17 protein-coding genes are annotated in these 23,559 nt (G+C 46.6%); 8 read left to right on the top strand and 9 right to left on the bottom strand.

Translation table 11 applies throughout. The annotated features are described in order from the left end of the window. Positions 1-49: 49 nt before the first annotated feature. Entirely contained in the window at positions 50-1,285 is a 1,236-nt protein-coding gene (locus ACOIT5_RS03935; RefSeq protein ID WP_423129160.1) for a serpin family protein, read from the top strand. A 92-nt stretch (positions 1,286-1,377) separates the two neighbouring features. On the opposite strand, the gene ACOIT5_RS03940 is transcribed toward ACOIT5_RS03935, so the two are convergent. From ACOIT5_RS03940 to ACOIT5_RS03960, 5 genes are all read right to left on the bottom strand, one after another. After that, positions 1,378-2,724 (bottom strand): OmpP1/FadL family transporter, encoded by a 1,347-nt coding sequence (locus ACOIT5_RS03940; protein ID WP_423129161.1) that lies wholly within the window; start codon positions 2,722-2,724, stop codon positions 1,378-1,380. 317 nt (positions 2,725-3,041) lie between these two features. Further along, entirely contained in the window at positions 3,042-4,433 is a 1,392-nt protein-coding gene (lpdA, locus tag ACOIT5_RS03945) for a dihydrolipoyl dehydrogenase (protein WP_423129162.1), read from the bottom strand. A 158-nt stretch (positions 4,434-4,591) separates the two neighbouring features. After that, entirely contained in the window at positions 4,592-5,689 is a 1,098-nt protein-coding gene (locus ACOIT5_RS03950) for a redoxin domain-containing protein (protein ID WP_423129163.1), read from the bottom strand. A gap of 128 nt (positions 5,690-5,817) precedes the next feature. After that, positions 5,818-6,939 carry a methylmalonyl Co-A mutase-associated GTPase MeaB gene (gene meaB / locus ACOIT5_RS03955; protein ID WP_423129164.1) on the bottom strand — a complete coding sequence of 374 codons (1,122 nt, stop codon included), beginning with the start codon at positions 6,937-6,939 and terminating at the stop codon, positions 5,818-5,820. Positions 6,940-7,034: 95 nt separating this feature from the next. After that, positions 7,035-8,126, bottom strand: a complete 1,092-nt coding sequence (locus ACOIT5_RS03960) for a DUF1573 domain-containing protein (RefSeq protein ID WP_423129165.1) — start codon at positions 8,124-8,126, stop codon at positions 7,035-7,037. A gap of 296 nt (positions 8,127-8,422) precedes the next feature. Here ACOIT5_RS03960 and ACOIT5_RS03965 point away from each other — a divergent pair, with 296 nt between their 5' ends. Together ACOIT5_RS03965 and ACOIT5_RS03970 are read left to right on the top strand one after the other, a co-directional pair. Further along, positions 8,423-9,790: a sensor histidine kinase gene (locus ACOIT5_RS03965; protein ID WP_423129166.1), complete on the top strand. Its 1,368-nt coding sequence runs from the start codon at positions 8,423-8,425 to the stop codon at positions 9,788-9,790. A 2-nt stretch (positions 9,791-9,792) separates the two neighbouring features. Beyond that, positions 9,793-10,506, top strand: a complete 714-nt coding sequence (locus tag ACOIT5_RS03970; protein ID WP_423129167.1) for a response regulator transcription factor — start codon at positions 9,793-9,795, stop codon at positions 10,504-10,506. 10 nt (positions 10,507-10,516) lie between these two features. Here the strand turns inward: ACOIT5_RS03970 and ACOIT5_RS03975 are convergent, their stop codons facing one another. Beyond that, positions 10,517-11,554, bottom strand: coding sequence for an ATP-dependent 6-phosphofructokinase (locus tag ACOIT5_RS03975; RefSeq protein ID WP_423129168.1), 1,038 nt, complete (start codon positions 11,552-11,554; stop codon positions 10,517-10,519). A 335-nt stretch (positions 11,555-11,889) separates the two neighbouring features. Between ACOIT5_RS03975 and ACOIT5_RS03980 the strand changes: the two genes are divergently transcribed. Next, on the top strand, positions 11,890-12,681 hold the full coding sequence (locus ACOIT5_RS03980; RefSeq protein WP_423129169.1) for a 3-keto-disaccharide hydrolase: 792 nt from the start codon (positions 11,890-11,892) through the stop codon (positions 12,679-12,681). A 128-nt stretch (positions 12,682-12,809) separates the two neighbouring features. Beyond that, positions 12,810-13,829, top strand: coding sequence for a 3-dehydro-L-gulonate 2-dehydrogenase (yiaK, locus tag ACOIT5_RS03985; protein WP_423129170.1), 1,020 nt, complete (start codon positions 12,810-12,812; stop codon positions 13,827-13,829). Between the two features lie 17 nt (positions 13,830-13,846). Here the strand turns inward: yiaK and ACOIT5_RS03990 are convergent, their stop codons facing one another. Genes ACOIT5_RS03990 through ACOIT5_RS04000 form a run of 3 tightly spaced genes read right to left on the bottom strand, consistent with a single transcriptional unit; the run spans position 13,847 to position 19,515 of the window. Next, positions 13,847-15,139, bottom strand: coding sequence for a TolC family protein (locus ACOIT5_RS03990; protein WP_423129171.1), 1,293 nt, complete (start codon positions 15,137-15,139; stop codon positions 13,847-13,849). Continuing rightward, positions 15,126-18,350: an efflux RND transporter permease subunit gene (locus tag ACOIT5_RS03995; protein ID WP_423129172.1), complete on the bottom strand. Its 3,225-nt coding sequence runs from the start codon at positions 18,348-18,350 to the stop codon at positions 15,126-15,128. The genes ACOIT5_RS03990 and ACOIT5_RS03995 overlap by 14 nt, the downstream gene beginning before the upstream one ends. A 1-nt stretch (position 18,351) precedes the next feature. Beyond that, positions 18,352-19,515, bottom strand: coding sequence for an efflux RND transporter periplasmic adaptor subunit (locus ACOIT5_RS04000; protein ID WP_423129173.1), 1,164 nt, complete (start codon positions 19,513-19,515; stop codon positions 18,352-18,354). 247 nt (positions 19,516-19,762) lie between these two features. Here ACOIT5_RS04000 and nadB point away from each other — a divergent pair, with 247 nt between their 5' ends. The 3 genes from nadB to ACOIT5_RS04015 are packed head-to-tail and all read left to right on the top strand — an operon-like array spanning position 19,763 to position 22,898. Continuing rightward, the gene (gene nadB / locus ACOIT5_RS04005) at positions 19,763-21,334 is read left to right on the top strand and encodes an L-aspartate oxidase (protein WP_423129174.1); all 1,572 of its coding nucleotides are present in this window, start codon (positions 19,763-19,765) and stop codon (positions 21,332-21,334) included. Continuing rightward, positions 21,331-22,176, top strand: coding sequence for a carboxylating nicotinate-nucleotide diphosphorylase (gene nadC, locus ACOIT5_RS04010; protein ID WP_423129175.1), 846 nt, complete (start codon positions 21,331-21,333; stop codon positions 22,174-22,176). The genes nadB and nadC overlap by 4 nt, the downstream gene beginning before the upstream one ends. Next, complete coding sequence (locus ACOIT5_RS04015; RefSeq protein ID WP_423129176.1) at positions 22,173-22,898, top strand: type III pantothenate kinase; 726 nt, start codon at positions 22,173-22,175, stop codon at positions 22,896-22,898. Before nadC ends, ACOIT5_RS04015 begins: the two co-directional genes overlap by 4 nt. Positions 22,899-23,559: the final 661 nt, after the last annotated feature.

Consider the following 23,559-nt stretch of genomic DNA (forward strand, 5'->3'; position numbering starts at 1 on the left):
CATTTTTGCTGCTAAACGCACGACAGAAACACAGAAAAAAAACATTACGATGAAAAAGATTTTTGGCAGTTTACTCAGCTTTTTGATGCTGTTTTCGGCGATTTCCTGCCATGATGACGAGCCATCCGATCAACCGCCAACCAACATTCAGCTTGACCTGAAATCCGCGCAAATCATTGATGCCGATAATCAATTTGGTCTTGAACTTTTTCAACAACTGCTTGATGAAGAATCCGGTAATTCGAACCTGATGATTTCGCCCCTGAGCGTTTCCCTGGCATTAGCGATGGCTTATAACGGAGCCGACGGCGATACAAAATCCCAAATGGAAGCTTTATTGCACAAAAACGGATTTAGCCCGGATGAAATTAACAAAGCCTATCAGAACCTGGTTGATGCGCTGGCGTCGCACGACTCCAGGGTGAATCTTGAAATTGCCAATGCTGTTTTTTACAACCGAAACTTTTCTGTCAAATCAAGCTTTCTGCAAACCAACAAGGTTTATTACCAGGCTGAAGTAAAAGACCTGGACTTTTCGAATGCAGCGGCAACGCTAAAAACCGTAAACGATTGGGTAAAACTTAATACCAACAATAAAATCGAAAGCATCCTCGACCAGGTATCGCCTTATGATGTGTTGTACCTGTTGAATGCCGTTTATTTTAAAGGCATATGGACTTATCAATTTGATAAAAAGGAAACCCGAAACCGGGTATTCTTTCTGGAAGACGGCCGGGAACTGTCCGTTCCAACCATGGTGGTTGAAGAAACATTCAGATACACCGATCAATCTCAATTTGAGCTGATTGAACTTCCGTATGGCGGCGAAAAATACGCCATGCTGATTTTTCTTCCAAAGTCAGGTTATTCGGCCGATGACGTAGCCAGGTTACTGACACCCGAAGACTTGTCGTCCTGGCTAAGCAATATGCACGGGTACAACAAGAAGGTTTTTCTTCCAAAGTTTGAATTTTCGTACGATAAAGGCCTGACCGAGACGCTGAAAGCATTGGGCATGACTGATGCATTCTCTCCGTACCTTGCAAACTTCTCAGGGATTTCGGATGCAAACGACTTATTCGTTTCCGATGTGCTTCATAAAACCTACCTAAAAGTGGATGAACAAGGGACCGAAGCGGCAGCTGTTACCGCCGTCATTATCGGAACCACCTCGGCCGGACCCGACCCGGTGTTTGCCGTTGATCACCCCTTTGTTTTCGCTATTCGTGAAAAAGATACCAACGCGATCCTTTTTATCGGAAAAGTAAGCAATCCTTTGAAATAAAGCAGACTGAACATTTTTCGGTCGTCCTGAAATACAAAAAATAAAGCAAGCCCGTCTGGCTTGCTTTATTTTTTGTTACCAAAGCGTATTTTCTATTTAAACAGGTGATAAGTCAAACCGATTGAAAAAACCAGGTTTGTTTTATCGTACGATTCTTTGTAGGGAATCCCGCTGTAATTACTTTCTTTATAATTACTCGCATAGGCCGTATAAAGCACGCCCAGGTCCAGATCTGTTCGTTCATTCACCTTGAACATCAGTCCCATACCAACAGAATTACCAGTCAGGCTAAAGCTGATGTCCGATTGAAAGCCACGTCCCACACCGGTTTTGGTATACATATAACCGGCGCTGATGGTTGTGGTCTCAGAGATCTGGTATTCCATCCCAAAAGCCAATTCGTAAAGGTTTTTGTCAACGTTCTCTTCCTTTCCGTCCCAATTCGCATCTTTATCAAAATAATTAGAGTATGAAGCGGAGACTTTCATATTGTCGAACAACTGATAATCGACACCAGCAGCCAGAATCGCCGGAATATCGTTTCTGAATTTAGCATCATCTGGGAATTGACCGGTTCCGTCAACTTTTGTTTCGTTCGTCATTTCCAATTTCGTCCGAAACTCGTACCTCATACCGATGTTAAGTTTCTCACCAGGTTTAATATTCAATCCCAGAATTGGGATCAATCCCTTCCCTGTCTGTTTTACATCAACATCTTTATCAGCCGTTAAAACGGCATAGCCCGGTTGACCAATAGCCGTGAAAAAATCAGTCGCAGGCATAAAACTCCCGTTCGGGTTAATTTGCGGATGTTGTGGATTAATCAGGATGTTATGAATATGACCATCATAGTTATTCACGGCATCAATGTAACGCAAACCGACTGACCCGCTGACAACGTCACTGATCTCGTACGATACCCCTAACTGAAATCCAAGAAACACCGATGATCCTTTAAAGAAAAGATCAGCTGAGTAATTACTTGTTGGGATGCCAAAACCCGAAATCACCGTTGGCAAGGTCGAAAACGGAATTTCAAATGAAGGCAAACCGGTTTTGTACTCGGCCGTACCCCCGCCTCCGTTAACTCCAAAGCCAAAAGATAACGCTAATTTGTCTTTTTTATAAACCGCGAATGCGGAAGGAAATACCGGGACAGTAAGCCCTCCTTCGTAAGTCGACTGATTTAACAGCGGAAAGTTATTTTCAATCGTCCTTGATTGAAAAATGCTCTGGTTGTTCAATGAAAAATGGAATCCGTTTTCCAGGTTTACCAAACCTGCCGGGTTGAAATAAACAGCATCGGCCTGCGTAGAGGCGTTACGGGATAACATGCGCACGTACTGTGCACTTTGATTGGCATTGGTTAAAATACCGCCGGCATAACTAAAGGAAACACTCAAAAGGCACAAAAAGAACGCTAGTTCAATTTTCTTCATAAGGTCAAAAGATTAGTTGTTCGACAAAAGTAATTTTTTTTACTATTGACCAAAAGTTTTACGTTGAAAATCAATTTATTGCGACTTTTCAAACAATATATTCGTTTTTTCCATTATTGCGCTTTAAAAACCGGTTGCCCTCACAAATGTTTTTTTTGATCGAAAGATCATTATACCGATTTTTACCGGCTGAAGAAACCTGACCGAAAGGCGATTTCGATGAAAAGAAAAAGCAGAAGAGATATGAATAAAAAAGGTTGCAGGTAAGCACATTCACATGAACCTATCCGACAACCTTTTTGCCAATATTTATATTCTTAGATATGAATCACTTCGTCGTAAGCAGCAGCAGCAGCTTCCATAATGGCTTCGCTCATGGTGGGATGCGGGTGAATCGATTTGATCAGTTCGTGCCCGGTTATTTCGAGTCGTTTGGCGACCACCAGTTCGGCAATCATTTCGGTGACATTTCCGCCAATCATGTGCGCTCCCAGGAGTTCGCCGTACTTCGCGTCAAAGATAAGCTTCACAAAACCGTCTTTCTGACCGGCAGCGCTTGCTTTACCGCTGGCCGAATACGGAAATTTGCCCACTTTGATTTCATAACCGGCTTCTTTCGCTTTTTTCTCCGTCAGTCCTACCGACGACACTTCAGGAATGGTGTAGGTACAGCCTGGAATATTGCCGTAATCAACCGGATGCGGGTTTAGCCCGGCAATTTTTTCAACGCAGGTAATGCCCTCAGCCGAAGCGACATGCGCCAGCGCCGGCCCGTGAACGATATCGCCAATTGCATAGACCCCCTCCACATTGGTCCGATAAAAATCATCGACTTTGATTTTGCCTTTCTCTACCACTACTCCCAGGTCTTCCAATCCGATGTTTTCGATATTCGCGTCAATCCCGACGGCCGACAGCACAATTTCGGCTTCAACCAGTTCTTCGCCTTTTTTCGTTTTGATCGTCACTTTACACACCTTACCCGAGGTATCGACCGATTCGACCGAAGCGTCCGTCATCACTTTCATCTTCATTTTTTTGAATGAACGTTCCAGTGTTTTTGATACTTCCTCGTCTTCGTTAGGCACCACATTGGGTAAGAATTCAACCAGGGTTACCTCCGTTCCGATCGACTGGTAAAAATAGGCAAATTCGCTGCCAATTGCCCCCGAACCAACCACTACCATCGATTTGGGTTGTTTGGGCAGGTTCATCGCCTGACGGTAACCAATAATTTTTTCGCCGTCCTGTTTCAGGTTGGGCAACTCGCGCGAACGCGCCCCGGTTGCCAAAATAATGTGTTTGGCCTGATAACTGGTTTTCGTCCCGTCACCGGCAGTTACCTCTACCTGGCCTTTCCCGGCTAAACGGCCAAAACCGTTGATCACATCAATTTTATTCTTTTTTAAAAGAAACTGAATTCCTTTACTCATCCCGTCGGCTACGCCACGGCTGCGGCCAATCATGCTTCCAAAGTCAGGTTTTACGTCTCCTGAAACCGATACGCCGTAATCGGCGGCATGTTTGGCATATTCGTATACCTGTGCGCTTTTGAGCAACGATTTGGTAGGGATACAGCCCCAGTTCAGACATATGCCCCCCAGGTTTTCTTTTTCTATAACCCCTACTTTCATGCCAAGTTGGGCAGCCCTGATGGCAGCAACATATCCGCCCGGGCCACTCCCTATGACTAATACATCGTAATTCATAATTTTTGGATCTTTATTTTTTTATGCGATTTAAAACAAAACACGCCAGTCTTTAAAATGTTTTGCAAAAACGCAAAGCCCAGCCGGTTTTAAAAGAATAAAAGTCATCAAATCAAGCCCTTTTTAACAAAAAGGCCGGTGTTTAACCGGCTCCCTGTTTATGGCATCAATTCTTTCAGTTTTTCTTCCAAAGCGGGTCCTCTCAGATTTTTTGCAATGATCACACCATCCTTATCAAGCAAAACGGAATGAGGGATTGAATTCACCCCATACAACTGGGCAACTTCGTTTTGCCAGTATTTCAGGTCCGACACGTGGTGCCAGGTCAGCTGGTCGTCTGCAATTCCTTTAAGCCAGGCATCCTTGTCGCGGTCGAGTGACACTCCGAGGATATCGAAACCTTTGTCTTTATATTTTTTATAAGCATCCACAATATTTGGATTCTCCTGCCTGCACGGGCCACACCACGACGCCCAAAAATCAACTAATAAATATTTTCCTCGTAACGATGTCAGGCTAACCGGATTTCCATCCGGGTCGTTCATGGTAAAATCGGGAGCTTCAACGCCAATAGCTGTTTTTGATTGCACACTCAATATCTCGTTCAATTGTTTGAGATAGACCGACTCGCTCAGGTCGGCTGAGAATCCGTCAACAAGCGTTTTCAGGTCGTTGTACTCAAGTTGGCTGACCAACTGGGTCAGGGTAATAAACGGCGCAACCACCGAATTGCTGTTTTCGCGTACAAAGTTTTTGGCAAAAACGGTCATATTATCCGATGCGGCTTCCACATCAATACGGATCCGATCCATTTCCTGCTGATTACCCGATGCCGCAGCGCTGGCAAATTGCTGCTGGTATTCGCTCATCTTTTCATTCATCACATTCAACTCGTCAAGATAGCTATTGAAGACATCGGTTGTGGGCGAACCGGTGACTTTGGTTGCCCGAAGGCTGTCCTTATAGCTTTCAACCTTAATTTTTGCATTTTCGAGGAAGAATTGTGCAAAATAATCGCGCTCATTTAAACGCAAATAGTGTAACTCCGTAACGCCTGCATCGCCCTCCATTTTGAATGTTCCATTCACGAGTTTAACGGTATCAAGCGTCACCGCCTGACCGGCTTCGGCTTTCACCAGGTAAACGATCCCGGAATCCAGACCGGCAATGGTTCCGGTAATCCGGTATTTGGCAGAATTACTCTGGCAGGCCGCCAGAAAAATCAGCACGATAAACAGCAAACCTAAATTTTTCATCCGTATCAATTTTAATTTTAAAGTATTCCAGAAATCCGAAAACGACGGTTTAAAACCGCTTCCGCCGTCATCCACGCGAACCCGTCCCGGTTTTACAACACGATAAGCAGCCACCGGGTTCATCCCAATTATTTTACAGAACGGAAATAGGTCTCCAACAATTGTTTTGCCGCCACAAAAGAGCTCAATTCCTCATTCAACACCTGTTGTTCCAACTCCGGCATGACCTTTTTGATATCCTGATTCCGGTAAAAGTTTATTTTCAGTTCTTCATTAATCGTTTCGTACATCCAGAATTTCGATTGCTCATTACGTTTGTACTGAAAATAACCATTGGCATTCGCGAGACTAAGATAATCATTGATTGTTTTCCAGATTTCATTGATGCCCAGTTTTTTTATTGCCGAGCAGGTAAGCACTTTGGGTTTCCAGCCCGAATCGGCTGGCGGAAACAAATGCAGGGCGTTCATGTATTGCACCCGGGCCATCTCCGCGCGTTCCAGATTATCGCCATCGGCTTTGTTAATGGTAATGGCATCGGCCATTTCCATGATTCCGCGTTTGATGCCCTGCAACTCGTCGCCGGCCCCCGACAGCATCAGCAACAGAAAAAAGTCGACCATGGAATGCACCACGGTTTCACTCTGCCCCACGCCTACCGTTTCGATAAAAATCACATCATAGCCGGCTGCTTCACAGAGAATGATGGTTTCGCGAGTTTTCCGGGCAACCCCGCCCAGCGACCCGGCTGACGGGGAAGGGCGGATGTAGGCATTCGGATCGGAAGATAACTCCTCCATGCGTGTTTTATCGCCCAAAATACTGCCTTTTGACCGTTCACTGCTCGGATCGATCGCTAAAACGGCCAGTTTGTGCTCCCGCGAGGTGATGTATTTCCCCATCGATTCGATAAAGGTACTCTTCCCCACACCCGGAACGCCGGTAATACCAATACGAATGGACTTGCCGCTGTAAGGCAAACATTTCAGTATAATTTCCTGGGCAATTTGCTGATGTTCTTTTTTTGAACTTTCGACCAACGTAACTGCCTGGCTAAGCAGGCTGATATTTCCTTCCCGGATACCTTTCACATAGGCATCCGCCGGCAAACCTGGCTTACGTTTATTTTTCAGAAAGCGCTGAATCGAATCTTCATTAAAAGATTCGGGACGATCGATGCCCGGATTAACGGTGAGGCCTTTGTATTGCTCATCATTCTCAATATGGTCGTGCTCTTTATCAACAATCATCAGAAAAATTTTTACGAAGGTAAAACTTCAGGCATGATAAAAAAAATAAGCCGCTCCAAAATTTGAAGCGGCTCGTCAGGTATATGTAAAATCAGTTATCCTGCACTTTGAATGTTGGTTGATACCCGTAAGATACTGGTTGGATTTTTAGGGTCGTTTGTAATGACGGTAATGGCCTTATTTTGCCGTCCGCGTTTCCCTTTCGAGTCAAAAACAACTTTCAGGGGCACCGTTTCATTGGCGTTAATGACCTTCTTTTCGGGGGTAACTGCTGTACAGCCGCAGGATGTTTTTACATTGCGGATGATCAAGTCCCTTTTCCCCATGTTTTTAATGGTGAATACGTATTCAACCTTGTCGCCTTCTTTGATATCGCCAAAATCGTGTGCTTCCGCGTTAAACGAAACAACCGGCGCGCTGGCCAGTTCTTCCGGCGATAAGGCGGTAAAATCTTCCTCGATGGTGGCGGAAACGCCAATCGAATTTCGGTAATCGGATTTTCCGTCAACATTTAAATAAATACGGTGCATCACAAAACCATAGGCGCCCACCTTAGCTGCGTCGTAGGCAACCACGATATGTCCCTTTTCGTTTGGCTTCAAAACAGCCGGAATAACTTTTACTTTCAAATGCTCCGGGGGCGATTTAAAATCGAGTGTCACGGGAGCCTGTGAATCATTTACAATCTCCAGGGTATCTGTCAACACCTGATTTTCATTGATTTTCACAAAAGCTATGTGATTGGACTTTGCCCTCACCGGACCGATTTCGCGCGGATAGACCTCGGCAAGGGTTTTCTGGCGGGCTTCAACATTGCCTTTGATCCGGAGAATCGTTCTGGGAACATCGCCGTTTGCCGAAACGGTGATGGTTTTATTAAACGGGCCGGGGCGGTTTTGAGGATTGTAACTGACCTTAATCAGGCCCTTTTCGCCGGGTGCAACCGGTTTTTTGGTCCACTCGGGGGTTGTGCAGCCGCAGGAAGCCTGAACATTATTCAGGATCAGCGGAGTCGCTCCGTTGTTTACAAAACTAAAATTGTACGCCTGAGGACCAGCATCTTCCTGAAACGTACCGAAATCATGCTCCATTTTCTCAAATACAATTTTGGCCTGAGCCGATTGCCCGCTTACATTTCCGGAAATGAAGAATGCCAGCAGAACGAAAAAAATAAATCTCACTTTCATAGTCGTATATTTTTTCAGTTTGAAGAGTTATGTCAACTTTGAATTGTACTGTTTCTTAACAATCAACCTTCCAGTATTCTTGTTTTGAATATTTGCCCCTGGTTTTTGTTGCCTTTTATTTTTGTCAAAGATAAAACTCTTGATTCAAATAAGCGAACGTTTATACAAAGCTAAGAAAGCTGAATATTTTGTGTTGTTAATTGCAATAAACTTTTGTTAACGACTTGTTAACACGCACTTATCTTTGAAAAAATGATTAGTTTCGTACCGTTCAAGCAAGCGTATCGCGATAAAATATGGGAAGAAATACAATCAGGGTCGTCATTGTTCTGGCAACTTTTTCAATGCTTGGAATATTATTGATCCAGTTCTTTTTCTTTAAGAACACGGTCAATATAAACGAAAAGAAATTCCACGATTCAGCCACGCTGGCGCTTAAAAATGTTGCCCGTCATCTGCATGAATACAATGCAAAAACATTAGGTTATCCCAACAACCATGACATTTCTGCTGCCGTTGACCAAATTTCGAACAACTATTACGTGGTGAATGTAAACGATGTGATTAACCCGGGGCTGCTGGAGCATTTTCTGATCAAAGAATTTAAGAACAACAACATTGAACTTGAATTTGAATACGCCATTTACGACTGTGAAAACAACCAGATGGTCTACGGAATCTCATTGACCGAAAAGAACGACAGCCTGAACCGCCAAAATATTCGTTCGGAACAAAGTAACGGTTGCACCGCCGATGAGGAAATATTTGAGAACCATTACCAGTTAAAATCCATCAAAAAAACCAGTTGCAGTCTTCCAACCTGCGAAAAATACACCTATTATTTTGGTGTTTATTTTCCAAACCGCTCAAAATATTACAGCAGTCAAATCCACACCTGGTATGTGGTAAACGGTTTTTTGCTCATTGTCATTTTGTTTTTCGGCTATACTATTTATGTTATTTTCAAACAACGCCGGTTGAGCGAGGTCCAGAAAAACTTCATCAACAACCTGACCCACGAGTTTAAAACGCCCATTGCCTCCATCGATTTGTCGGCCAAAGTGTTGGCCGATCCCCGGATCATCAATCATCCCCGGCGGCTGGAAGAATACTCGAAAATAATCGGGGAACAAACCCAACGACTTTCATCGCAGGTAGAAAAAGTACTGCAAATGGCAACCATCGAGAAGAAAAAGATCCAACTCGACCTCCGGGAAATCAAGCTGGCAGAATTCATCGAAAAAACCATTGATGAGTTTAAAACCAGTCAGAACGGGCACCAGTACGAAATTGAATTTGATACCGACGAAAAAAATACGACGATTCAGGCCGACACGCTTCATTTCGCCAATGTCATTTTTAATATTCTCGACAATGCGTTCAAGTATTGCGACGAAGTTCCCCGCGTCGTCATCAGCCAGATCACTGAAAAAAACCACATTAAAATAAGCTTTGCCGACAACGGTCTGGGCATTCCCAAAGAGTACCGCAAAAAAATCTTCGGACGTTTTTTCCGCATCCCGACCGGAGACGTTCACAATGTAAAAGGCTTTGGCCTCGGACTCGATTACGTCAGAAAAATCATCGACCGGCACGGGTGGAAAATAAATGTATCGGATAATTCGCCCAAAGGCAGTATTTTTACACTATCTATACCTGTATAAATATGGATTTTACCGGAAAAAAAATTCTTTTGGTCGAAGATGACAAAACCCTGAACTTCATCATCCGCGACAACCTGGAAGAGGCCGGCTACGTAGTTACGGCGGTTGAAGACGGGGAAAAGGCGCTTGCCGTGTTTAAAAAAGCCGGCTTTGACCTTTGCCTGTTCGACGTGATGCTGCCTAAACTGGATGGGTTCTCGCTGGCAAAAAAAGTGCGCGAACAGGATCAGCAAATCCCGATTCTTTTTCTGACGGCCAAATCGCTGACGGAAGATAAAATTAACGGCTTCGCGCTTGGCGGCGACGATTACATTACCAAACCTTTCAGCATGGAAGAGCTGCTGATGCGTATCCGGGTATTCATGAAACGCAGTTTGCCGCCCGATAATTCAGAATCCGAAGAAACCAAACGATACAAAGTTGGCCATTTTGATTTTCTTTTTGACAACCTGAGCCTCCAGTCGGCCAGCGAAAAACGGACATTGACCTACAAAGAAGCCGAACTGCTCAGGTACTTTTGTGAAAATTCAAACTCGGTACTCAGCAGATCGGATATCCTGAAAAACGTCTGGGGATCTGACGATTATTACCTGGGGAGAAGCCTCGATGTATTTATCTCCCGCCTGCGTAAATACTTAAAAAACGATCAGAATATTAAGATCATCAACCTGCACGGTATCGGCTTCAGGTTTAATGCGCCGATTGAAAAAAAATAACCACTTTCTTCTACAAATATTCGTCGCCAAATGAAACGCCCATTTTCCGTGCTTTTTGAATCAGCGGATGATCTTTTTCAACAAGCCTCAGCCGGTCGCTAATCTCAGCCAGAGGGACCGTAGTCAGCTCGTTGTTCCTCACGGCAACCATCGTCCCGAAAGCGCCGTCGGCAATACATTTGGCGGCAAAAGCGCCGTAACGGGTAGCCAGGATCCGGTCCATCGGGCTGGGACTTCCGCCGCGCTGAATGTATCCCAGTACGGTTTCCCGGGTTTCAATGCCGGTGTAGGTCTCAATTGCCTCAGACAAATAACTGGCTGCCGAGGTATTTTTGGGATGATCAATTCCCTCGGCCACGACTACAATCGAGTAGGTTTTCCTGTTTTCGTACCGTTCCTCTATTTTTTTACAAACCGACCGGATGTTGTATTCCAGTTCGGGCAACAGGATAATATCGCCGCCTCCGGCCATTCCCGCATACAAAGCAATCCATCCGGCATGATGCCCCATCACTTCAATAATCATGACCCGCTGGTGCGAGTTGGCGGTAGTATGCAGCCGGTCGATGGCCTCGGTAGCAATCTGTAAGGCCGAGTCGAAGCCAAATGTCACATCGGTTCCCCAAACGTCATTATCAATTGTTTTGGGAATGCCAATCACGTTGAGCCCTTCTTCGCGCAAACAATCCGCTGTTTTCATGGTTCCGTTTCCGCCGATGCAAACCAAAGCATCCAGGCCCAGCTCATGGTAATTTTGCCTGATCAGGGCCGGCTTTTCGTTGTCGCCTTCTTTGACAAACTTGTAGGGCTTCTCCCGCGAAGTTCCCAGGATGGTTCCCCCCAACGTGAGGATGCCTGAGAGACTCGACTCTTTCAATTCGACATACTCCTTTTCAATCAGTCCAGAATAACCGGCCGTAAAGCCAATCACTTCCATCCCATACTCGACAATGGCTGTCTTTCCAACCCCCCTGATTGCAGCGTTCAACCCGGGGCAATCACCTCCCGCGGTTAATATTCCGATACGTCTTGGTTTTCCTGCTTCCATAATTCTGTCATTTTGGAGATTTATACCTTCAAGTCAGGCTAATTCTCACCGAAATTAATAAAACAAATTCTCTTTTTTATACTTTTCAGCAAATTCAAAAAAGCAAAATCAACAGCCGGTTCATTCAAACCGGGTTACAAGAGGGATGTTTGCATGATCATCCGGCAAAATTCAATTTGGCCTGTCGCCGGAGGATACCCTCCTATGTAAAATTCACGGCAGGAATTGCGTCCCGGAACGGTTTTTATACCGATCTTCAGAAGTTTTTTATAATTTCGTATGAAAATTAGATTTTCAGTTAATCTAAAGTGATAATAACCTAAAATTAATTACCAATGAGAAAATTTTTTTCGCTCCTATTGACCGGAATTTTATTTCTATCCGTGGCTTGTAACAGCGGACAAAAGAAAGCTGAATCTGCCACCGATGAAAAATCAGCCACTGAAGAGATTGCTGCTGATAATGCTTTGACAACTGCCGAAAAGGAAGCCGGCTGGATCCTGTTATTCGACGGGGAAAGCACGGAAGGCTGGCGCGGTGTGAATAAAGCAGTTATGCCCGGCGCCTGGGAAGTTATTGAAGGCACCCTGCACTGCCAGGGTTCGGGCAAAGGCGAGGCCGGCGCTACCGATGGCGGCGACATCCTTTTTGATAAAAAGTTTAAAAACTTTAACCTGAAACTGGAATGGAAAATTTCAGAAGGAGGTAACTCCGGTATCTTCTATCTTGGACAGGAAGTTCCCGAATGGCCCATCTGGAAAACCGCCCCTGAAATGCAGGTTCTCGACAACGAACGTCACCCGGATTCATTCTTAGGGAAAGACGGCAACCGCCAGGCAGGTTCACTTTATGACCTGATTCCTGCAAAACCACAAAATACCAAACCCGCCGGCGAATGGAACTCGGTTGAAATTATTTGCTACAAAGGCACCGTCATTCACAAACAAAACGGTGAAACGGTGGTGGAATATCATCTGTGGACCGATGACTGGAATACCCTGGTTGCCGACAGTAAATTCCCCGGCTTGAATGAAAACTGGGCCAATGTTGCCGAAGAAGGCTTTATCGCCCTCCAGGATCACGGAGATGATGTTTGGTTCAAAAACATCAAAATCAGAGAATTATAACAGTTATTTTATAGAAAAATGAAAAAGGGTTGCAAAAGCAGCCCTTTTTTTATCTTCAAAAACTATCCGAAAAAACAGGGATTCCGGCAAATCAGTATAACTTTAATCATCAAACCCAAACCGGAAAAATGAGCCAGCCACCAACGATACGAATTTCCGCGTCCGAAATGAAGGACCGGTTCAATCAAATCCTGCTGACGCATGGATTTACTATGGAAAGAGCGTTGCATTGTGCCCGGATTTTCACCGAGAACAGTATCGACGGGATTTATTCTCATGGAGTAAACCGTTTTACGCGATTTATTGAAAATATCCGTGATGGCTACATCAATCCGAACGCCGTTCCGGTAAAAATCGCCGAAGCCGGCAACATGGAACAATGGAACGGGCAGTTGGGCCCAGGCCCGATCAATGCGATGCTGGCTGCCAAACGAAGCATGGAACTAGCCCAAACGCACGGCATGGGGCTGGTCGCCCTGGCAAACACCAACCATTGGATGCGCGGCGGAACTTATGGCTGGCATTGTGCCAAACAAGGGTTCGTGTTTATTGGCTGGACCAACACCATCGCCAACCTGCCGGCATGGGGAGCCCGGGGAAGCCGCCTGGGCAATAATCCGCTGGTAATTGCCCTACCCTATGGCGACGAGGCCATTGTGCTCGACATGGCCATGTCTCAATACTCATACGGAAAACTGGAAGTTCTGGCTGGTAAAGGAGAACAATTACCTTTTCCTGGAGGTTTTGACAAAAACGGGGAACTAACCACCGATCCGGCAGAAATACTGGAAACCGGACGGGCTTTACCCATCGGTTTTTGGAAAGGATCTGCTTTATCCTTTATGCTCGACCTGCTTGCAACCATTCTGTCGGCAGGTCTTTCAACGAGCGAAATCAGCAGGCAAGATCCGGTTGAGTACGGGGTTTCACAGGTTTACCTGACAATTGATTTGAAAAAACTGCAAAATTACCCCCTCATTCAGCAAAGCCTGCAACAAATGACAAGCAGTTTGTTGTCGTCGGTCACCGTCGACGAAAAAACTGAAATTCGCTATCCCGGGCAACAAGTGGTTAAAACCAGAAAAGAAAACCTGGAAAAAGGAATTCCGGTTCATCCTGAAGTCTGGGAAAAAATAAACAACCTGTAACAAAAAACCAGTTTGTTTTAAAAATTGTACTGCTGTATGATGGTCCCGGTCATCCTGAGAAGCGAAGTATGAACATCAATAAAATAATAGACGGCTTCCAATTCGCGTAAGGCTGCATTCAGATAAATATTTTGAACATCCCGGAAATTAAATGAGTTGATGGCTCCGCTCTCGTACTTTTCGCGGCTAATCTGCAGGTTTAAGCCGGCAGTAGCCAGGTTTTCGGCCGCCACCTTCAGTAGTTCTTTTCGCACCAGATAAAATTCAAACAGGTTGCTCAGTTGATTACTTAGCTCGTGTTTCATTTGTTCCATCTCCACCAGGCCCACTTCTCTTTCTATTTCGGCAATTTGGCTGGCCCGCTTCCGGTTTCCCCCGCTGTACAGGTTAAAGCTGAGGGTGAAGTTACCGTAATAATTCACGGCCGTATTCCAGCTTATCCCCCGGCTGTCGTAATCCATCCCGGTCCGGCTTCCGCTTACTCCCCCGTTGAATGATAAAGTCGGGTAATAATCGCTTTTTGCCAGCGCCACGGCATTCCTCAATAAATTTTGATTAATATATTGATTTTTAAGACTTTTATTATTCTCCAGCATTTGCTCTTTCAGGTCTGTCAGAACATAATCGACCGGTATCGCCGAAAAGTCACTGACCAGCTTGTAGCTTTGATTTTCAGGGACTGCCAGTAAATAATTCAGGTTGCGAAGCGCATTCTTTACGGCAACTTCCTGGATCAGCCACGACGACTTGTCGGTCAGAAAAGCATTTTGCGCCTGAAGCACCTCATAGGTAACCGCCGTGCCAAAATCTTTTTTCAGTTCAGCGCGTTTATATAAATCCTCCGAAAGATCCATCACACCGCGATACACCTCCAGTTTTTCCTTTTCCAGCAAAACGGTATAGTAAGCCAGGATGACCGCCTGAACAGTCCCTTCGATCATGATCCCCGTATTTTGCTTCGACAATTCTTCCAGTTCGTCCAGTCGTTGTTTGCTTATCCTGACCGAAAAACCATCAAACAGCGTCCAGTTGACACCGGCTGTTCCAACATATTGGTTCTGAATAAAATCGTCGGTATCGTTATCGTTGATGCTGCTCCGGGATTCAGCAGAAAGATTGATGTAAGGATAACGCCCAGCGGTTCCCCAGTTGTTCCTGATTTCGGCCATACGCTGGTTGTGACGGACCATTTTTAAATCGTAGTTGTTTTCAAGGGCAATCCTGACCGCATCGGTCAAGCTCAGGTCCTGTTGTCCGAAACCGGACAAGGCCAGGCACATCGCGATGAAAAGTAGGCTATATCTTGTCATAATATCTGTCTTTTTTGTCCGCTTTAATTTCTTCCTGCGTTTTGCCTTTATATCTCCGCTGGGCATTGAGGTAGGCAATCTCCACTTCTTCGGGCCGTAGTTCTCTCCCGGTCCACCATTGCCGTAATGTCCTCCGGATATCGTTCAAAACGATAATTAATGCCGGGAAGAACAGCAAAATAAAGAAGGTGCCGAAGGCAACACCGTAAACCAGCGATATGGCCATCGGGATGAGAAACTGAGCCTGGAAACTTTTTTCCAGTACAATCGGGAATAAGCCGGCCGAGGTGGTCAGGGTGGTTAAGATGATCGGTCGTAAACGCGCCTTCCCTGCCCTCAGAACAGCCTCGCGGACGTTTACTCCTTCTTCGATAAGCAAATTAAATTTGGACAGGAACACCACCGAATCATTAATCACCACGCCCGATAAGGCGACAATTCCCCACAAACTGAGGATTGAAACGGGCTTACCGTGTATGCCGTGTCCCCAAATCGCGCCTAAAATGGATATCGGGATCATAATCAGAATAATCATGGGTTGTTCGAACGACCGGAAATTAATCATGAGGATAAAAATCATGGTCAGGAACGCCAGCGGGAAATAAATCAGCAGATCTTTCATATTTCGCTGACTTTCTTTTTGTTGCCCCTGGTACTCGATATGAATTCCCGGGTACTGATTCAGCAGTTCGGGGACAACTTCGGCCCTGATTTGCTCCAAAATTTCAGTGACGGAAGCATCCGGATCAACCAGGTCGGCATTGATGCGGATTTCGCGGCGGCCGTTAAAGCGCTGGATATTTACCGGTCCGCGTTTCATCTCGTAGTCCACCAGTTCAATCAGCGGATAATCACCCGATGACGTCTTAATTTTCATCTGTTCGAGCTGCCCCAGCCGTTCCCGGTCGTGTGCAGGGTAGCGCACCCAAATCCGGAGTTCGTCGCGGCCCACCTGCAGGCGTTGCGCCTGTCCCCCGTAAAATCCCTGCCTGACCTGTTCGGCAATCGTTTGCTCGTTAAAGCCAAGCATATACGCTTTTGGTTTCAGTGTCAGCAGGATTTCCTGTTTACCCAGCGCATTGTTGTTTACCACATCCTTGAGCTGGGGGAAATCCTGAAGTCGTTCGAGCAGGTAAGCCTGCGCATGATCCAGTTCTTCGACATTCCGCGACTGAAGCCCGATAGATACCGGATCGCCAAACCGGCTACGGGAACCAATCGCGTATTTCACCGCCTCGGGAACCGAACCAATTTTTGTCCTCACCCGTTGAATGATCTCGTAAGAACTGATTCCTGTTTCTTCCGAACTTCGCGGAGACACAAATAAATTTCCGGTATGAGCGCCACTTTCCTTCCCGTCGAACCCGGATCCCAGGTTTAAAATACAATACTCGATAATATCAAGCGTATCGTTATAATCCTTTTTCAGGTCTTCGTTCACTTCCCAGACCACTTCTTCGAACTGTTCGAGGTAGGCGATGGTTTTATTTTCTCCCGAACCGGGCGTAAAGGCAATGTTTACATTGAACGCATCAAACTCCATTCTCGGGAAAAAGGTCGTTTTGATAATATGCCCGCCGATTAAACCTCCCGTGATCAGCAACATAGCTATCGGAACGGCAATAACCACATACCGCCATTCGATGACCATGCGCAGGATCCCGTCGTAAACATAGTCGCGTAACCAGGCAAAGAACCTTTCGGTATATTTTTTTAAGCCTTTCTCCTTTTTCTGCAGGCTTTTCGCGCTTAACACGTGCTCGTTTCCCAAATGCGCCGGCAACACAAAGAACGCTTCCACCAGCGAGAAAGCAAGGCTCACGCACACGATGAAGGCCATTTCGTACATCATTTCCATCTGGCCGGAAATAAAAAACAAGGGCGAAAAGGCGACAATCGTTGTTGCCACAGACGTCAGCACGGCCGGAATCACTTCCACGGTTCCGTCAACAGCCGCCTGAATCGGGGTTTTGCCCATTTCAAAATGCTGGAAGATGTTCTCGCCGATTACAATCCCGTCGTCGACCAGAATACCAATCACCAGGATCATCCCGAATAAGGAAATCATGTTGATGGTAATCCCCGAGAGGTTGGCCACGATAAACATCGCCAGGAAAGACGCCGGGATTCCCCAGGCCACCCAAAATGACAAACGGAGGCTCAGCATAATCGCCAGGGAAAGCAACACCAGGGTCAGCCCCTGGCCGCCGTTCACGAGCAACAAATCGAGCCGGGCTTTTAATAAATCGAGGAAGGAGCGGGTAAGCTCCAGTTTAACCCCTTTGTTCTTTTCATTGAAATCCCGGACGTAAGCCCGCACGTAACGGTCGATATCCAGCAAGTCTTCCGAGATCAGCTTCGACACGGAAATCCAGATTACCGGGTTACCTCGTTCCAGTGATTTATTTGGCGTGATATCTGAAAATTTCATTTTCACATCGGCGATATCCCTGAGCCGGATGACGCTGCCATCGGCATTGGCCTTAACAATGATACTCCCTATTTTATTCGGATCAGCACTTCGGGAGCGAAGGCGGATCAACATTTCTTCGTCGTCCGACCGCAGCTGCCCCCCGGAAACATCCTGATTATTCTGCGAAACAGCATTCTGAAGTTGGGTAAATGTAATTCCATAGCGAAGAAGATCTTCTTCACGGGTTTCAATGGAGATTTCCAAATCGGGGTAGCCCGACAGATTGACCTGGCTGATATAACCCGATGACAAAAAATCTTCTTCCACCTGCTGGGCATATTCTTTCAGGGTAAGCAGGTCGAGATCGCCGGTAACCATTAGAAACAGGGCCTGCGAGGTGGTGCGCTGTTTATAAACAATGGGGCGTTCTGCAGCGGTGGGAAAAGACGAAATCCCGTCCACCGCGTTTTTTACCTCGATAAGTGTTTCGTCGATATCAATTTCGCCTGTAATTTCAATCTGAACGCTGGCTGAGTTTTCGGCAGAGGTGGAGGTGATTTCATAAACGCCGGGAATTCCGCGCACCGCTTCTTCAATGCGGGAGGTAACGCCCTCTTCCATCTCAACCGGTGAGGCACCGGGATAGGCAACGCGCACATAAATAATTTTTGACGGACGTTCAGGGAAGAAAGACAATTTCATGCTTGCCAGGCTTAAGCCGCCGACCACCACTAAGAAAAGCACGATCAGGTTGGCGTAAAACGGGAACCTGACAAAGATCTCGACTAACCGCTTCATGCTAATTTCTCCTTGTTTGTTGGTCCGGCTTGCCTGCCTGTCCCAATATTTCAACCGGCAGGTTTTCTTTTACATTGATGAGCGATTCGGAAACAACCATGTTTCCTTCGTCGAGCCCGTTAAAGAGCAGAGTAGTTTCATTGATTTTCAAGATGTTGATTTCCGCCTTTTTGAGCTTCCCGTCAGTCACCGTAAATACTTCATTCGAGTTAAACACGGCGCTGCGGGGTATTTCCATCGCATTGGCAATTTTTTGCCCCGGAAACTCAACCACTTTGTATTCGCCTGCCAGCAAATCGTCTTCTGAGAAGTTCTGTACCCGGACAAAAATACTTCTGGACTGCGTAGCGGCTTCAACAAAATCAGCTTTCCGAACCACGGTCCCGGTTAACGCGCGATCTGAAAATCCGGACAGGACCGTCACCTGATCGCCTATTCTGATCCATTTGCTGTTGCCGTTCTCTACCGGAACTTCAATTTCAAGCATGTCCGTACGAATCAGCCGGGCAATCTGGCTGCCGGCATTCACGTAAGCGCCAACCTCGAAATTCACTTCCGAGATCGTCCCCTTAAACGGCGCGTACAGCGACCGGCGTTCCAGGTTTTTTTCATCCTGCAAAATACCGTAATACTCGTTCAAAATAGACCGGCTCGCCAAAAAAATCTTCAGTTTCTCGCTTTCCGGGTCCGGAAGCGAAGGCAGGCTTCTTTTCAGGTCGATTTTATTGAAGTAGTCCAAATAAGTCTGATAATCAGCCGGAAAATCAACTTTCATATCCGGAAGAATATTTGTAAAAGCATTTAAGAACTGACTTTTTCGGGCCTTTAATGCCAGCTCGGCTTCATCTTTATAAATGGTAGCCAGCAATTGCCCTTTTTTGAAAGTAGTCCCTTTTCGCAAAGGCGCTGCGCCGTTTTCAATTTTTCCCGACGCCTCGGAAACCAGGATAACATCACTGCCTGACACCACACGTCCCTCCCGTTTCAGAGGCGAAATAATTTCGTTATATGTCACAGGTACCGCGTTGACGTATCTTTTCAGGTTAAGATCCGGTCCTCTGGGCGGTTCCGGTTTCATCGAAACAAACAACCAGGATAAAGCGGCCGATCCGCCTAACAGCACAATCAGCGCAATCACAACAAAAATAATTTTCCTCCAGCTCATTTTTTATGCTTAATAAGGTTTATAGGTCTAAGATTCGTTATTTCATTACAAGGTTCCGCTGTTCATTTTGTAAATAATTCAGAATAAAGCTAAAATGAAATCGGAACTTTTTTAGTATAACAAACGACCGGTGAATTTGATTTTACTAAAATTTCACAAATTACAACATCCCGGGAATTAATCATCCCCCGATCAAACAGTTTTTATAACTTTGCCGGTCAAATAAATACGATAGCTTGCGGCGTTCATGCAAAAACTGACTTTTGATACAATTATTGTCGGCAGCGGCCTGGCAGGTTTAACAGCTGCTTACTATGCCTCCAGACATGGCTCGGTGGCCATCATTACCAAGTCACAGTTAGACACCAGTAACTCTTATTATGCACAAGGCGGCATTGCAGGGGTGATTGCCGATGATGACTCGCCCGAACTACATGTTCACGACACGCTTGTTGCGGGACGCGGCCTGTGCGAAAAAGATGCTGTTGACATCCTGGTTCGCGAAGGGCGGGAACGGATCCTGGAACTGGTGGAGATGGGTATGCAATTCGACCGGATCGGGAACGAATTTGTGCTCGGGCTGGAGGGCGGCCACAGCAAGCGGCGCATTTTACACGCCGGAGGCGATGCCACCGGCAAAGAACTGACCTGTTTCATGCTCGGTAAAGTGCTTGAGCAGAAAAACATTCAAACCTATGAGTTCACCGCGGTTACCCGGCTGATCATGCAGGAGGGCGTATGCGCCGGGGTACAGGCCCTCGATTTTGTATCCGGCGAAAACGTGATTTTCCAGGCGCAGGCCTGTATCCTGGCCACAGGCGGTTTATCCCGCATCTTCAGCCGTACAACCAACCCGCATACCGCCACCGGCGACGGTATTGCCCTGGCTTACGAAGCCGGCGCCTGCCTGGAAGACATGGAATTTATCCAGTTTCACCCTTCGGCCGTATGTATAGAAAACCAGGATGCTTTCCTGATCAGCGAAGCCGTACGCGGCGAAGGCGCCTGGCTGTTAAACCTGCAGGGCGAACGTTTCATGAAAAATGTTCATCCCCTGGCCGAACTGGCCCCCCGCGATATCGTTGCCTTCTCCATTTACCGGCAAATGAAAAAGGATAACAGCCCTTTCGTCTACCTGTCATTAAAACACCTTAACCCGGATAAAATTAAAACCCGGTTTTCCAATATTTATAAAAAACTAAACGAGTTTGGTTACGATCTGACCAGCGATCTGTTGCCCATCGCGCCGGCAGCCCACTATATGGTTGGCGGAATAAAAACCGGCTTATACGGCGAAACCAGTATTCCCGGCCTGTTTGCCTGCGGCGAAGTAGCGTCGACCGGGGTGATGGGCGCCAACCGGCTGGCCAGCAACTCCTTGCTCGAATGTTTGGTTTTTGGCAAAAGAGCCAGCGAAAAAGCAGCTTCCCTTCCCCGTCATACGACGCCAATTGCAGAACAACCACCCATTTCCAACCTGCAAGCCTATGAAGACTTGTATCTCGGCATTAAAAATGAAATTGCCGACCTGATGTCTGAATTTGTCGGCATCGTGCGGAACGAGTCCGACCTGCGCCAGGTACTGGAACGCCTGGCCAAAATCAAAAAACAGATCCCGGCCGGTATCCGGGAATACAACATCCTGAAAGCACACCAGATTACCGTAATTTGCGAGATGATCGCAACGGGTGCTTTATTACGAAAAGAAAGTCGCGGCGGACACATCCGGGACGACTACAACCAGGAAGATCCTGATTTCCGTGCGCATATTGTCCAGCAAAAAAACAAAGACCCTGAATTTATACCGATAAAAAGATGATGAATAAAAAAGAACTTGAAGCAGCAGAACACCTGATTTCGCTTGCCCTGGAAGAAGATGTGGCAACAGGCGATATTACCACCGACCATTTAATTCCGGCCGAAACCCGTAAGAAGGCCTACATGGTAGCGAAAGCCGACGGCGTAATTGCCGGCATGCAGGTCGCTGAAATGGTCTTCCGCAAGCTGGACAAAGAACTGGACTGGAAACCGAAAGTAAATGAAGGCGACCGGGTAAAAAAGGGCGACATCATTGTCCGATTCGAAGCCAGTTACCGGGCGCTGTTAACCGGCGAACGCTCCGCCCTGAATTTTTTCCAGCGCATGTCGGGTATTGCCAGTATGTCAGCCCGTTACGCCGATGCCGTCAAAACGTTCAATACCGTGATCCTCGATACCCGGAAAACATTGCCTGGCTTCCGCCTGCTGGATAAATATGCCGTAAAAACAGGAGGAGCAAGCAACCACCGCATCGGCCTGTTCGACATGGTGATGATCAAAGACAACCACATTGATGTGGCCGGAGGAATTAGCCCTGCCGTCAGCCAGATCAGAAGCAAAGTTCCCGCCGGAATCAAGATTGAGGTGGAAACAAGCAACCTGGAACAGGTGCAGGAAGCGCTGGACGCCGGGGCCGACATCATCATGCTCGATAACATGAATACGGAAACCATGACCCGGGCGGTACAACTCATCCGGGGCCGGGCCAAAGTAGAAGCCTCGGGAAACATGACGCTCGAACGGCTGAAAGAAGTTGCCGCTACCGGTGTCGACTACATTTCTATCGGCGCGCTCACCCACTCGGTGCAGGCCCTGGACATCAGCCAACGGATTGAGTTATGAACCTGGTGATCGACATCGGCAATTCCCGCATCAAGCTGGCCCTCTTCAACGATCGCGACCTCATGTTCAATGTCCCGCTCGACGGCCTGGAGGTGAAACACCTTCAACTGTTGAAAGATGAACATCCGCAACTAAACAAGGCGATTTTATCCACCGTACGCGATTACCCCGCCGAGGTCCGCAAATTTTTGTCATCGTCTTTTGACTCGTTTACCGAGTTAAACCATCATACACCGGTTCCGGTGATCAACCGCTACAAAACACCGGAAACACTGGGGCTTGACCGGCTGGCCGCAGCCGTTGGTGCGGCAGATCTGTTCCCTGCGCATCCGGTGTTAATCATTGATGCCGGCACGGCGATCACCTTTGACTTGCTTTCGGAAAACAATGAATACCTGGGCGGAAATATCTCGCCCGGACTGAGAACCCGCTTCAAAGCGCTTCACCAGTTCACCGGGAAGCTCCCCCTCATCGTCCCCGGCGATGAATTTCAGCTTATCGGAACCGATACCGAATCGGCGATCAGGGCCGGTGTTCAGTTGGGCATGATCTTCGAAGTGCAGCAATACATCGACCGGTATCATGCCCGCTACAACAAGCTGAAGGTGATCATGACCGGTGGTGATGCCCCCTTTTTCGACAATAAACTCACAAAACTCGACCTCATCCAGTTCAACCTGACCTTGATCGGATTAAATAAAATACTGGAATACAATAGCTAACTGAAAGACAAACGAGCGGGAAAAAGTAACAGTGTTCGGTAATCAGTGATCAGTCGCAGTTCGACGCAGGTACTTTTTAGCTTCAAATTCCAAGTTTCAAGTTCCAAGTTCAATGACCAATTATCCAATGACCAATTAACGGAGACGAGAGAAAGTAACAGTGTCCAATCTCAGTGCTCAGTGTTCAGTCACAAACCGCAAGTCGCGAAGACCTGGAATTTGGAACTTGAAATTTGAAACTCTCTGCCTTAATAAATAAAACGCAAAGGACGCGGAGAAGCGCAAAGGGAGATTACCGATTATCGATCACTGATCACTGATCAGCAGTTGTAAAGAAGTAATTTCTTAATTTTATGGAATTCCGGAAAAATCAGTTCCCATCAGACGCAACGACAGGTCCTGCTGAAGATGGTTAGGTTTTCGGGGCAGAAGATGATCTCTGCAACAATATTGCGTATTATTAAGCCAGATAAGAGAGTCTTCGATGATGTTTTTGTTGTAAAATAATACCACGCGATGCAATCGCACGGCTGCGGGGGGCCCAAAAATGACCTGCCGGTCGTTAAAAAAACAAAAATATAATCCGGGGAGCAGCAGGCCTAAACCGGCCGGAAACGCCTTCTCCTGCCACTTTTGCCACTCTGGCATGAGTTTTGACAAA

Origin of the sequence: Gaoshiqia hydrogeniformans (genome assembly GCF_049347105.1) — a bacterium.
Classification (GTDB): domain Bacteria; phylum Bacteroidota; class Bacteroidia; order Bacteroidales; family Prolixibacteraceae; genus Gaoshiqia; species Gaoshiqia hydrogeniformans.

Bases quoted from the DNA above. Each gene is read 5' to 3' on its own strand.
- ACOIT5_RS03950 (WP_423129163.1), bottom strand. From the start codon at position 5,689: ATGAAAAATTTAGGTTTGCTGTTTATCGTGCTGATTTTTCTGGCGGCC.
- ACOIT5_RS03990 (WP_423129171.1), bottom strand. From the start codon at position 15,139: ATGACAAGATATAGCCTACTTTTCATCGCGATGTGCCTGGCCTTGTCC.
- meaB (WP_423129164.1), bottom strand. From the start codon at position 6,939: ATGATTGTTGATAAAGAGCACGACCATATTGAGAATGATGAGCAATAC.
- ACOIT5_RS03995 (WP_423129172.1), bottom strand. From the start codon at position 18,350: ATGAAGCGGTTAGTCGAGATCTTTGTCAGGTTCCCGTTTTACGCCAAC.
- ACOIT5_RS03975 (WP_423129168.1), bottom strand. From the start codon at position 11,554: ATGGAAGCAGGAAAACCAAGACGTATCGGAATATTAACCGCGGGAGGT.
- ACOIT5_RS03960 (WP_423129165.1), bottom strand. From the start codon at position 8,126: ATGAAAGTGAGATTTATTTTTTTCGTTCTGCTGGCATTCTTCATTTCC.
- nadB (WP_423129174.1), top strand. From the start codon at position 19,763: ATGCAAAAACTGACTTTTGATACAATTATTGTCGGCAGCGGCCTGGCA.
- ACOIT5_RS03970 (WP_423129167.1), top strand. From the start codon at position 9,793: ATGGATTTTACCGGAAAAAAAATTCTTTTGGTCGAAGATGACAAAACC.
- ACOIT5_RS03980 (WP_423129169.1), top strand. From the start codon at position 11,890: ATGAGAAAATTTTTTTCGCTCCTATTGACCGGAATTTTATTTCTATCC.
- nadC (WP_423129175.1), top strand. From the start codon at position 21,331: ATGATGAATAAAAAAGAACTTGAAGCAGCAGAACACCTGATTTCGCTT.
- ACOIT5_RS04000 (WP_423129173.1), bottom strand. From the start codon at position 19,515: ATGAGCTGGAGGAAAATTATTTTTGTTGTGATTGCGCTGATTGTGCTG.
- ACOIT5_RS04015 (WP_423129176.1), top strand. From the start codon at position 22,173: ATGAACCTGGTGATCGACATCGGCAATTCCCGCATCAAGCTGGCCCTC.
- ACOIT5_RS03935 (WP_423129160.1), top strand. From the start codon at position 50: ATGAAAAAGATTTTTGGCAGTTTACTCAGCTTTTTGATGCTGTTTTCG.
- yiaK (WP_423129170.1), top strand. From the start codon at position 12,810: ATGAGCCAGCCACCAACGATACGAATTTCCGCGTCCGAAATGAAGGAC.
- lpdA (WP_423129162.1), bottom strand. From the start codon at position 4,433: ATGAATTACGATGTATTAGTCATAGGGAGTGGCCCGGGCGGATATGTT.
- ACOIT5_RS03940 (WP_423129161.1), bottom strand. From the start codon at position 2,724: ATGAAGAAAATTGAACTAGCGTTCTTTTTGTGCCTTTTGAGTGTTTCC.
- ACOIT5_RS03965 (WP_423129166.1), top strand. From the start codon at position 8,423: ATGGGAAGAAATACAATCAGGGTCGTCATTGTTCTGGCAACTTTTTCA.